This window comes from Dyella sp. OK584, assembly GCF_057787755.1.
The window spans coordinates 3,587,181-3,598,846 of sequence record NZ_CM173542.1; the positions used below are offsets into that span (position 1 = coordinate 3,587,181).

At 63.0% G+C, this 11,666-nt stretch carries 9 protein-coding genes; 7 read left to right on the forward strand and 2 right to left on the reverse strand.

Annotation, left to right across the window (positions count from 1 at the left end):
• Positions 1-30: 30 nt before the first annotated feature.
• The gene (locus tag AC3CBN_RS16215; protein ID WP_488634022.1) at positions 31-2,334 is read right to left on the reverse strand and encodes a TonB-dependent receptor; all 2,304 of its coding nucleotides are present in this window, start codon (positions 2,332-2,334) and stop codon (positions 31-33) included.
• 576 nt (positions 2,335-2,910) lie between these two features.
• On the opposite strand from AC3CBN_RS16215, the gene tviB reads away from it, so the two are divergent.
• From tviB to AC3CBN_RS16240, 5 genes are all read left to right on the forward strand, one after another.
• The gene (gene tviB / locus AC3CBN_RS16220; RefSeq protein ID WP_488634023.1) at positions 2,911-4,188 is read left to right on the forward strand and encodes a Vi polysaccharide biosynthesis UDP-N-acetylglucosamine C-6 dehydrogenase TviB; all 1,278 of its coding nucleotides are present in this window, start codon (positions 2,911-2,913) and stop codon (positions 4,186-4,188) included.
• A gap of 16 nt (positions 4,189-4,204) precedes the next feature.
• The gene (locus AC3CBN_RS16225) at positions 4,205-5,215 is read left to right on the forward strand and encodes an NAD-dependent epimerase (RefSeq protein WP_488634024.1); all 1,011 of its coding nucleotides are present in this window, start codon (positions 4,205-4,207) and stop codon (positions 5,213-5,215) included.
• A gap of 104 nt (positions 5,216-5,319) precedes the next feature.
• Positions 5,320-6,990 (forward strand): GMC oxidoreductase, encoded by a 1,671-nt coding sequence (locus AC3CBN_RS16230; protein WP_488634025.1) that lies wholly within the window; start codon positions 5,320-5,322, stop codon positions 6,988-6,990.
• A gap of 6 nt (positions 6,991-6,996) precedes the next feature.
• Entirely contained in the window at positions 6,997-7,770 is a 774-nt protein-coding gene (locus AC3CBN_RS16235) for a 4'-phosphopantetheinyl transferase family protein (protein WP_488634026.1), read from the forward strand.
• A 176-nt stretch (positions 7,771-7,946) separates the two neighbouring features.
• Positions 7,947-9,347 (forward strand): TIGR03013 family XrtA/PEP-CTERM system glycosyltransferase, encoded by a 1,401-nt coding sequence (locus tag AC3CBN_RS16240; RefSeq protein ID WP_488634027.1) that lies wholly within the window; start codon positions 7,947-7,949, stop codon positions 9,345-9,347.
• On the opposite strand, the gene AC3CBN_RS16245 is transcribed toward AC3CBN_RS16240, so the two are convergent.
• Positions 9,344-10,000 carry a hypothetical protein gene (locus AC3CBN_RS16245; protein ID WP_488634028.1) on the reverse strand — a complete coding sequence of 219 codons (657 nt, stop codon included), beginning with the start codon at positions 9,998-10,000 and terminating at the stop codon, positions 9,344-9,346. The two genes, AC3CBN_RS16240 and AC3CBN_RS16245, sit on opposite strands and share 4 nt — an antisense overlap.
• Positions 10,001-10,089: 89 nt before the next feature.
• Between AC3CBN_RS16245 and AC3CBN_RS16250 the strand changes: the two genes are divergently transcribed.
• Both AC3CBN_RS16250 and AC3CBN_RS16255 read left to right on the forward strand, forming a co-directional pair.
• Positions 10,090-10,917 carry a hypothetical protein gene (locus tag AC3CBN_RS16250; protein WP_488634029.1) on the forward strand — a complete coding sequence of 276 codons (828 nt, stop codon included), beginning with the start codon at positions 10,090-10,092 and terminating at the stop codon, positions 10,915-10,917.
• 246 nt (positions 10,918-11,163) lie between these two features.
• The gene (locus AC3CBN_RS16255; protein ID WP_488634030.1) at positions 11,164-11,652 is read left to right on the forward strand and encodes a hypothetical protein; all 489 of its coding nucleotides are present in this window, start codon (positions 11,164-11,166) and stop codon (positions 11,650-11,652) included.
• Positions 11,653-11,666: the final 14 nt, after the last annotated feature.

The following is an 11,666-nucleotide window of genomic DNA, read 5'->3' on the forward strand; positions in this document are numbered from 1 at the left end:
CGCTCGCCGTGCGGCCAGTCGTCGAACGTATCAGAAACTGAAGTTTGCAGTCAGGATGCCGGCCCGGCCCGGCGCTACCGAGGCGTAATGCGAGGCGTACGCCTTGTCGAAGTAATACTTGTTGGTGAGGTTCTGCACGTTGAGCTGCAGCGTCAGGTGCTTGTTGACCTGGTATGACGCCATCGCATCGAAGCGTGTGTACGACGGCACCCACTTGGTGTTGGCGGTGTTGCCGTACACCTTGTCCTGGTAATAGGCGCCACCACCGACAGCCCACTTCGAGGTAATCGCGACATTGGTCCACAGCGTGAAACTGTTCTTCGGCGTATTGGGAAACTGGTTGCCCTGGCTCGCCGCATCACCCGGACCAGTCTTCACCAGCTCGCTGTCCAGATAGGTGTAACCGCCGAACACGCTCCAGCGCTCGGTGAGCTGTCCACTGAAGCCCAGCTCCACGCCATCCACGCGCTGCTCACCGGCATTGATCTGCGGACTGCCGCGACCGCCGGTGGCCACGCGGGCGTTGGTCTTTTCACTGCGGAACACAGCGGCGGTGAGCGACAGGCGCTGGTTCAGCACATCCCACTTGGTGCCCAGTTCCAGGTTACGGCTGCTTTCCGGTTTCAGGTCTTCGTTGGTGACGGCAATGCCATCGGCGCCATCGCCCGCATCCACACCCGGCGGATTGGACGAGGTGCCCCACGACAGATAAATGCTGCCGTTCTGCGCCGGCTTGTAGACCACGCCAAGCTGGTAGTTCCAGAAATTGGAATCGTTGCCGAGTCGGGCGACTGCACCCGTGGTCGTCGTGGTCGCGGTGGACTTCGTGTCGAAGCTGTCGAAGCGCACACCGCCGTTCACCGACCACTGCGGATTGAAGTTCACCGTGTCGAACGCCCACGCCGAGCGCGTGTCCGTGACGATGCGGGTGGGGTTCTGGCCGCCGATAATGGCGCTGTTGAACGGATCGTTCGGCGTCGGATGCTGTGCATCGGTGCACCAGTAGTTGGACGGCGCACCCATGCCGTACTTGCTGCTGCATGCGCCGTTGACGATGGAGCCGGTGTTGTGGGTGTCGGCGGCGCTCTTCGCCGGGTCCACCAGGTAGCTGGTGCGCTGGGTCTTCTCGCTGCTGATCTCCAGGCCCGCGGCGAAGCTGTGCTTGAGCGCGCCGGTTTCGAATTCACCCGTGAGATCGGTCTGGTTGGTGAGATTGGTGGTGCTGCTGTCGCGGTTGTTGTTGCGGCGCCAGATGCCGCCGTTCACCAGGAAATTGCCCTGACTGTCATCCGGCTGGGTCCAGATGTAGTCGTTGGTGGAGCGCCCGTACACCGTCGTGTTGCGCAGCAGCCAGCCGTCGCCGAAATCGTGCTTCACCAGGACCGAGCCGACGTCATTGCTCTGCTTCTGGAAGTCGCGATCCAGCCAGCCGTAATAGGTGCCTCGTGGCACCGAGTACGGGCGGCCGTCACCGTTGAGGTTGAAGTACGGGCTCGAGGCCGCGAACGGGTTGTTGTACGGGATGCCGCTATCGGGCGTGTCGTCGCTCTGCAGGTGGTAGTAGCTCAGCGTCACGCTGGTGGCCGCATGCAAGCCGAAAGTCACGGATGGCGCGATACCCCAGCGCGACATGTCCGGCCCATTGCGCCCCGGCACGTCGTTGCTGTGACCCATCACGTTGAGGCGCACTGCCGAATCGGCGCCGACCAGCTGGCTCCAGTCGACCGTGCCGCGATAGTAATTGTCGGTACCCACGCCGGCGGTACCTCGCACGAAGTTCTCGGCCTTGGGCGACTTGGTCACCAGATTGATGCTGCCACCCACCCCGCCTCGGCCGGTATAGGCAGAGCTTGGCCCCTTCATGACCTCGACCTGATCGATGTCGAAGATCTCGCGGGACTGCGAACCGGAACTGCGGATGCCGTCGACGAACACCGAGCTTTCCGAATTGAAGCCACGAATGATCGGGCGATCGCCGTTGGGGTTGCCGCCCTCGCCCGCGCCGAACGTGATGCCCGGCACCTGGCGCAGCACGTCGAGCAGCGAGGTGGCCGCGGTCTGCCGGATGATCTCCTGCGGGATCACCGTCACCGAGCGCGGTGTATCGAGCAACGGCGCGGTGAACTTGGGCGAGGTGGTGTTGACCACGGTGGAGCGCACTTTCACGCCGTCGAGGTTCTGAGCTTCCTGCGGGTCGGCCGCCGTATCACGGACATCGCCAGCGGTGTCGCCTGCAGCAACCGCCGAGGTGGACGCCAGGGCGAGGCCCAGCGCGCTGACGGCGAGCCGGATGGGCGGATTGGCCGCGGAAGACACAAACGCTTTCGAAGTCATGCTCGATCCTTCGCGCAAGCGAACGCCGGCCTCTCCAGGGGACTGGGAGCCTTTCGCCTGCTGTTTTTTTGGGAAAAGAGTTGCGTTGGCCGCGGCGAGGTGACTACCTCAAGCCCGGCTGCGTCATGGAAAGATAACGTGATTGAGAATTATTCGCAATATCTTGCCGGCGACGCAAGATCGTACCCGCGACAGCCAACGCCGCCCGCCCCCTGCGCCGAGGCACCTTGAAGCCACCGAATCACCAGTCGCTGGAGCGAATGCGGTGCGCCCGGATCCCATCAAACGAGCACCTGTCGCGCCGACAACATCCGCCATCCGGCAAGCAACCTCTGGCCTAGCGGAAATCGTGGTTGACCCTGTTAGCCTTGCGCCGGCGCGCCGTCATCGTGCTGGCATCTTCGCCAGACACAGCTGCCGTGAAGCGCATGAGCCTGTTCCCCATCCCGGCACGGACTACGTGCAGACGGTGAGCCGGTTCTCAGGCAGGGAGCTCTCGTAATCCAAATGGGTGATCCATCGGATAACCTGCTGGCTGGCTCCGTGCTCCACCACACCAGACAGCGGGATCCCGGCATGCAAAATCTGGAAGACACCAAACTCGCGATCATCGGTCTGGGCTACGTGGGCCTGCCGTTGGCGGTGGAGTTTGGCAAGCGCTACGACACCATCGGCTTCGACATCAATCAGGGCCGCATCGACGAGCTGCGCGCGGGCCGCGACAGCACGCTCGAAATCAGCCCAGAGGAATTGCGCGAAACCCAGCACCTGCGCTTCAGCAGCGACCTGGCCGAGCTTGCCGACCGCAACGTCTATATCGTCACCGTGCCCACGCCGATCGACTCGGCCAAGCGCCCTGATCTCACGCCGCTTATCCGCGCCAGCGAAGCGCTGGCCAAGGTGCTCAAGCGCGGCGACGTGGTGGTGTACGAATCCACGGTGTATCCGGGCTGCACCGAGGAAGTGTGCGTACCGATTCTCGAGAAGGGTTCGGGGTTGGTGTTCAACCGCGATTTCTTCGCCGGGTACAGTCCCGAGCGCATCAATCCGGGCGACAAGCAGCATCGCGTCACCAGCATTCTCAAGGTGACGTCGGGCTCCACTCCCGAAGCCGCGGATTTCGTGGACAGTCTGTACGGCTCCATCATCACCGCCGGCACGCACAAGGCCAGCTCGCTGAAGGTGGCCGAGGCCGCCAAGGTCATCGAAAACACGCAGCGCGATCTCAACATCGCGCTGGTCAACGACCTTTCCATCCTGTTCAACAAGCTGGGCATCGATACGCTGGAAGTGCTGCAAGCTGCAGGCACCAAGTGGAATTTCCTGCCGTTCCGACCCGGCCTGGTGGGCGGTCACTGCATCGGTGTGGATCCCTACTACCTCACCCACAAGGCGCAGGAAGTGGGCCATCACCCAGACGTGATCCTCGCCGGACGGCGCACCAACGACAACATGGGTGGCTACGTCGCCAACGAAGTCATCCGCCTGATGGTGCGCAAAGGCATCAATCCGGTACGCGCTCGCATACTGGTGCTGGGTCTGGCCTTCAAGGAAAACTGCCCCGACCTGCGCAACACGCGCGTAGTGGACATCGTTCATGCGCTGCGCGGCTACAACGCCGAGGTAGATGTGCATGATCCGTGGATCAACCCCGCCGAGGCCGAACACGAATATTCGCTGACACCCGTTGCCAAACCATCGGAAGGCGACTATGACGCGGTAATCGTCGCCGTCGGACATCGCCAGTTCGTCGCACTTGGCGCCGAAGGCATTCGTGCATTCGGCAAATCCTCCTCTGTGGTGTATGACGTGAAGTACGTGCTGCCGCGCGAAGCGGTAGACGGTCGCCTCTGATTTTCAGGAACGCATCATGAAAGTGTTGGTTACCGGCACCGCCGGATTCATCGGTTCCCATGTCGCAGAGCGCTTGCTCGCGCGCGGCGACGAGGTGGTTGGCCTGGACAACCTCAACGACTACTACGACGTCACCTTGAAGAAGGCACGCCTGGCCCGTTTTGCCGATCGACCGGGCTATACGCATATCCATGCGGATCTCGCCGATCGTGGCGCGATGGAGCGCACGTTTGCGGAACACTGTCCGCAGCGTGTGGTGCACCTGGCCGCCCAGGCCGGCGTGCGCTACGCGGCGGAGAACCCGTACGTCTACACCAGCAGCAACGTGACCGGCTTTCTGCACGTGCTTGAAGGCTGCCGCCAGCATGGCGTGGAGCACTTGGTGTTCGCCTCGACCAGTTCGGTGTATGGCGCGAACACTGCCATGCCATTCTCCGAACACAAATCTGCCGAGCATCCGCTCACGCTGTACGCAGCCACCAAGAAAGCCAACGAGCAGATGGCGCACAGCTACGCGCATCTGTATGGCATTCCAAGCACGGGCCTGCGTTTCTTCACCGTCTATGGGCCGTGGGGACGGCCAGACATGGCGCTGTTCCTGTTCACGCGCGCCATCCTCGCGGGCGAGCCCATTCGCGTGTTCAACCACGGCAGGCACAAGCGCAGCTTCACCTATGTGGACGATATCGTCGAAGGCGTGATCCGTACGCTGGACAAGGTGCCGCCTATCGACGCGCGCTGGGACAGCAACATGCCCGATCCGGCCAGCAGCGGCGTAGCGCCATATCGCTTGTTCAACATCGGCAACGAACGTCCGGTGGAGTTGTTGCATTACATCGAAGTGCTCGAACACTGCCTGGGCCGCAAGGCCACGATGGAGCTGCTGCCGCTGCAGGCTGGCGACGTGCCCGATACCGAAGCTGATGTAACGGACCTGATACAGGCCGTTGGCTATAGGCCGCAGGTTTCTGTAGAAACTGGCGTCGCCAACTTTGTACGCTGGTACCGTGAGTACTATCGCGTGTGATTGGCAAAGGCCTCGATCAGTCTTGAACCACTGACCGATAAAACAACCGCGCCAATCCACGACACGACAGGACGTTGACCCACGGGGTTCTTTAGGGGGTTGGTGTGTTCATCGACTACTTGGTTGGGTCACATCCTGCGGATGTGGAAGTGGACTTGTGCATTGTTGGCGCCGGTGCGGCCGGCATCGCCATCGCGCGCGCTTTCGCCGGAACGCAAGTCAGCATATGCCTGCTCGAAAGCGGAGGCCTGGCAGGTGAGCAGCTCAGCCAGGATCTGTGCGAAGGCAGCTCGGCAGGCGACATTGATTTCGATCCCGGCACTTCGCGCATGCGTGTGTTCGGCGGTAGCTGCAACCTGTGGGGCGGTGGCTGCATCCCGTTGAGTCAGGGCGACATGGGCCCGCGCGACTGGGTGCCACACAGCGGCTGGCCCATCAGCTACGCCGACCTGGAACCGTATTACGCGCGGGCACGGTCCTTTTGCCAGCTTGGTACGCTCGACTTCGTTGACGGCACGTTCTCCGCGCCAACGCCACGCGCGCCTATCTCCTTCGACAGCGAAAAGCTGGTCAACCCACTCTTCGCCCGCAGCCCCATCATGTTCGGCGACGCCTATCGTGACGAGTTGGAGCAGGCGCCGAATATCAAGGTGCTGTTGCATGCCAACCTGCTGGAACTGACGGCGTCTCCCGATGGCGCGCACGTGCATGAGGCACGCATCGGCTCGCTCGGCGGACATCGCGGCGTCGTGCGCGCTCAGCATTACGTGCTGGCCTGCGGCGGCATCGAGAACGCACGCCTGTTGCTGCTGTCCGATTCGGCCATCCAAACGGGTCTCGGCAACCAGCACGATGTGGTGGGTCGCTACTTCATGGATCACCCCAGCGGCTCACTGGGCACGCTGGTGGCGGACGCACCGCATCGCGTCACGCGTCCTTACGAACGGCGTCACGGCAAAGGCGCACCGTCATCGTTCCCCGAGATCGCGCTTTCACCGCATTTCCAGCGTCGACATCGAGTGCTCAACGGGCGCATGCACCCTTTTGGCGTGGAGGGCCCGCTGCCGCGCGGCATTCGCGCACTGCGCGAGTTGCGCACTGCGCTGCGACGAACCGTGCAGGATGAAAACACCATGCTTGAGACGCGGCTCTCCGACGCGTTGCGCAATGCTCCCGAAGCGCAGGCGATCAGCGTGCCGCAAAGCCTGGGCATGACGGCGTTGAGGCTGGGTCTGGGTATCGGCGATATCGCCAAAGCCTTTGTGCACAAGCTCACCGACCAGCCCACCGTGGCCAGCAGTCATATCGACCTGGTCGGATATTTCGAACAGGCGCCCAATCCGTACAGTCGCATCACGCTGGGGCACGACACTGACGCACTAGGCCAGCGCAAGGTCTGCGTGGATTGGCAACTCACCGCACTCGACCACCACACTTACCGCGCGGCAGCCAACCTCTTTGGCACCGAGATCGCCCAGGCCAGCAACGGCCATTTCAAGCTGGAACCCTGGCTGGCCGAGGACGGCGCCGCCCCGCAGGTGCATGGTACGGCGCATCACATGGGCACCACGCGGATGTCCGACGATCCACATGCGGGAGTGGTCGATAGCCAATGCAAGGTGCATGGCATGGACAATCTGCACATCGCCGGCAGCTCGGTGTTTCCCACCGGTGGCTGGGCCTTCCCCACCTTTACCATCGTGGCGTTGAGCCTGCGGCTTGCCGATCAACTGCGCGGCTTGCTCACCTCATACGCATCCAGCGGACTCCCCTAGAATCGCGTGCGGCGACACGCCCGCCATGCCATGCATCACGACGCCGTGCAAACGCCCTTCACCGACGAGGCCATCGATGCGCTGCGACGCGCGGGCTTTACGCCACCTGATGCCGGCGAAGCGCGCGTGCTGTTGTTCGACAGCGCACCATGGTGGACGCGGAAGGCCGATGCCGAAGCCCTGCTCTCGGCGCACGAACTGACACGAGCGCGGCGCTTCCGGCACGCGCACGACCACGACACTTATGTGATGGCACATGCCTGTTGGCGCGTAGCGCTGGGTGTGGCGCTCAATCGGGATGCGTTCGACGTCGAGCTCTGCAGTGCGGCCAGCGGACAACCGCAGCTGCCCGGTACCACGCTCGCCACCAGTCTTAGCCACAGCGGCTCGCATGTAGCCATCGCCATCGCACAAGCATCGACGGTAGGCGTGGACATCGAGCGCTCACCGCCACGTGCCACGCTGCATGAACTTGTCGGGCTGGTGTGTACTCCATCGGAAGCGCGCGCGCTGGAAGCATTGCCCGCCGACGTGCGCACGCAGGCATTGCTGGCGCTGTGGACACGCAAGGAAGCGCTGCTCAAGGCCTTCGGCGTAGGCCTGCGCACACCACCCTCGGCGATTGACGCGGGTCCGGCGCAAATCATTGAGCCGCCACCCGCTGCTTCGGGTGCAACAGCATGCCAGGTACATCAGCTTGAGTTGCCGGTGGGAGTGGTCGGTGCGCTGGCCTTGCCGATCTCCATCACCCGCTTCTCCCTGCACGTGGCGATGCCATAGCGCAACGGCAGTCACTTCAAAACCTGACGAAAGCGGTGACGGTGTTACACGCCTGAGACAGCCGAACGGTGGCCCCGTATGTCCACCGTAAGTTGCATCGACACGTGCGAAGACGAAGGGATAGCCTCATGCCTCGCTAAACGGACGTGGCTGCAATTAGGGGTAAGGGGGATCGAATGCTTCGTTTCCTGCGTCGGCAATCGGTGCGCTGGCTCGTACTGCTGGGCCTGTGCGAGCTCATGCTTCTGGCCATCTCGCTGTGCCTGGCGACCTATATTCGCTACGCGCATAACGCGGATGAACTCGCCGAGTTCACCGTGCACCTGCCTGAGCGCGCACTGGTCTTCGCCACCATCATCGTGATGGGCATGGTGGCGATGGGCCAATACCAGACGCACATGCGCACGACCCGCTTTGGCCTGCTGGCACGGCAGGCCGTGGCGTTCGTGCTGGGCGGCATACTGCTGGTAGTGGGCTATTACGTGATACCGCAGGCCTATGTGGGCCGCGGCGTGCTGGCCATCGCACTGATGCTCGGCTTCCTGTTGGTGCTGGGCCTGCGCCTGGCGTTTCTCCAGCTGGTCGAAGTGGAGGCGCTGAAGCGGCGCGTGTTGATTCTCGGTGCCGGCGCGCGCGCCGCGCAAATACACAACCAGATGCGCCGCCGCACCGACCGTCGCGGTTTTTGCGTCGTTGGCTACATCCCGCACAAGAGCGAAACCGTCGCAGTACCTGATGAACGGTTGATCCGCAGCACCCTGCCCCTGCATGCGCTGGTGCAACTCGAACAGATTGACGAGGTTGTGGTGGGCGTCGACGACCGCCGTGGCCACCTGCCGATGGACGACCTGCTCGAATGTCGGCAGATGGGCATCACCATCACCGACCTCACCTCCTTCTTCGAACGCGAATCGGGACGCTTGCAGCTGACCGTGCTCGATCCGTCCTGGTTGGTGTTCTGCGGCGGCTTCAACGGCACGCCGTTGCGCCAGTTGAGCAAGCGCTGCTTCGACCTGGCCGCTGCGACGCTGTTGATGCTTCTGTGCTGGCCGCTGATGTTGCTGGAAGTGCTGGCAATTCGCCTGGAATCCGGACCCGGCCAGCCCATCCTTTATCGCCAGGAACGGGTAGGCGCGCACGGCTGCACTTTCATGCTGATGAAATTCCGCAGCATGCGCACCGACGCCGAACGCGACGGCATCGCGCGCTGGGCCAGCAAGAACGATGACCGTGTGACGCGCGTGGGACGCATCAGCCGCAAGCTGCGCATCGATGAGCTGCCGCAACTGTGGAACGTGCTGAAAGGCGACATGAGCATCGTCGGGCCGCGACCGGAGCGCCCGCAGTTCGTTGCCGATCTCGCCACGCAGATTCGTTACTACAGCCTGCGTCACTGCCTGAAACCCGGCCTCGCTGGCTGGGCACAGCTGAGCTATCCCTATGGCGCCACCGTCGAGGAGGCCGCCGAGAAGCTCAAGTACGACCTGTTCTACGTGAAGAACCACAACCTGTTGCTCGACCTGCTGATCCTGATCCAGACCGTGGAAGTGGTGCTGTTCGGGCGCGGTGCGCGTTAGTTATTGGAAGTCGGACTGGAAGCAGGAGTACGAGCGGCGGATCCCAGCGAATGAAGCGGCGAACTATACCAATCAACCACGCGGTCATCCTCGAAGCTAACCCACGATGGGCCGTACTCCCAGCGACTACCGTCGATGCTCATCGGATCGCCTTCGATGGCCCGCACATCATCGCGCGACATGCCGAGCACGAGCGTGGGCGTGGCCGTGGTCTCCCCGAGCGGTTGCGCATCGTTGGCGCTCGATTCCGACTGAGGCTCCGGCGCCATCGGCTGGTCCGTGTACACCCAGACCAATGCGGCGATGGCCACGAGCACCAGCAACACCAGCGCAGGACGACGCCAGAAGGGGCGCCGTGTTGCCGCTGGACGCACGGTCGCCTGGACGCTGGCTTCGGGCACCACAAAACGCACACGAGGCATCGCGCCGGGAAGACGACCGTGCTCGCGTTGAAACGCCATGGCCGCGTCGTACTGCGCAATCAGTCGCTGCAGGCGCGCCGCAGCGGCCGGATCGTTCATGGCGCCGTCGTTGCGGTCGGGATGCAGCCGAGACACCTGGCGGCGATAGGCTTGCTTGAACAAAGGAAGCGCGCAGCCGGGCCGAAGACCCAGCGTTCTATACATGTCGAGAAAATCATTCTCGTTGGCCATGCCGGTCCCCCTCCGGGTGGCGATCCATCGCTGTCGATGGCGCGACGCTTTACGCGCGCACGTACAGCGCAACAGATTGTTGGCACACCATGATGCGCTTCGCAATATCGGCCATCCGCCAGAGGTGGGCATGGGCAGCGCACCGCAGCCTGGTATGGGTCATTGCACAAGGGAGGCGCGCCGCGCTGGCGACGCTGGTACTGGCCGGTGCCGCGAGCGCGTCCGCACAGAACACCACGCCGGTGGGTGACATCGGGGCTGCTCCCGCTCCCTCGCTCGGTGCGCATACCTTGCTGACTCATTCCGAAGGCATGGGCGTGTCGCCTGCCATGACAACGCCGATCGACACACAGCCCTCGGGCAGCTCATTCATCGTGCTCAATGGCGGCTACGCGAAGAACGCTGTTTCGCCAGTCGATAGCTACGCCAACCGCTGGAAGCGCGTGAAAGGCAACGTGGTCTACAACGGCTACGGCGGCGCCTTCGATGTGACGGCTTACGTCGCCCTTGCCGGCAAGGGCGGTGCGGCGCATACGGTGCGCATCGACAAAACCGGTTATCCGGCCGGCGAGATCTCGATGCCTTTTATCGAGGTCAAACATGCCGGCGTGCTCAAGGACGTGGCACAGAACTACCCGGAGCCTGCGCTGGTGATAAGCAGTGGCACCGTCACCACGACAGGCCCGGCCACGCTGGTGGCTGTCTGGTGGGGCGACGCCGGCATCAAGCGCATGACCGTGCGGCCCGACAACGGCTTCACCGTCATCGACAGTTACCTGCAACTGCCCGACAACAGCGGCGTGCAATGCGCTGTTGCCTACCGCCAGGTGGATGCGGCGGGCACCTATCGCGTCAGCTGGGTAGGGTCGCCGACCCAGGGCGCCATCCTGTGGCTGTTTGCGTTTCAGGCGAAGTAGCAATGCGCGTATTTCAAGCGCGATCTTCCTGCCGCGATGGGTATAGGCAGTAAGGGATAGGAGCAGGAATAGCCGGGATGGTCTAGGGAAAAAAGGACCTGATCAGTCGACAATCAAACGCAATCCAGGCGGCACGGACCCGCGGGCTTTCGCCCGGCATCGCAGGGTCGCATGCAGCGAGTTCGGGGACTAAAGGGGTTGTCTTTCGACAAGTAGTACCGCACCACGCGGGGGAGGGTGTAAGCCATGCGTGCTGGCACGGCCGCTCTGATCGAGATGCATCGGGACGCCTTCGACCCATGGCGCATCCAGGCCGTGCGCCATCAGATGGCCGATCACCCGTTGCTGCAACCTGATCCATTGGTTGCACTGGGCAAGCGCTTTCAGGGCAGCCGCCATCTCTTCGCCTTCAACAACAATGCAGGCGCAGACGCGAACTTCGACGCGTACATGCCCATCACCTGCCCGCACATGGTGGAAACCGGTGACGGGCCGTCCATCACCATCAACCTCACCTACAGCACCAACGCCACGCGCCGTCATGCGATGGAGCACGTCGTGCACGATCTGATGCGACGCAAGGGTCTCCATCCGTTCGCGATCGGCAAGCACCCGCTGCACGATCAACTCAACGATGTCGGTGCCTCGGCATGGATCGCCATGCACGGTACGGGAAGCCATCCACCTGCCCGCCCTTCGCTGGCACATCACACTGCGTACGCAATGGCGGACTGAACGTCCGTTCCCGT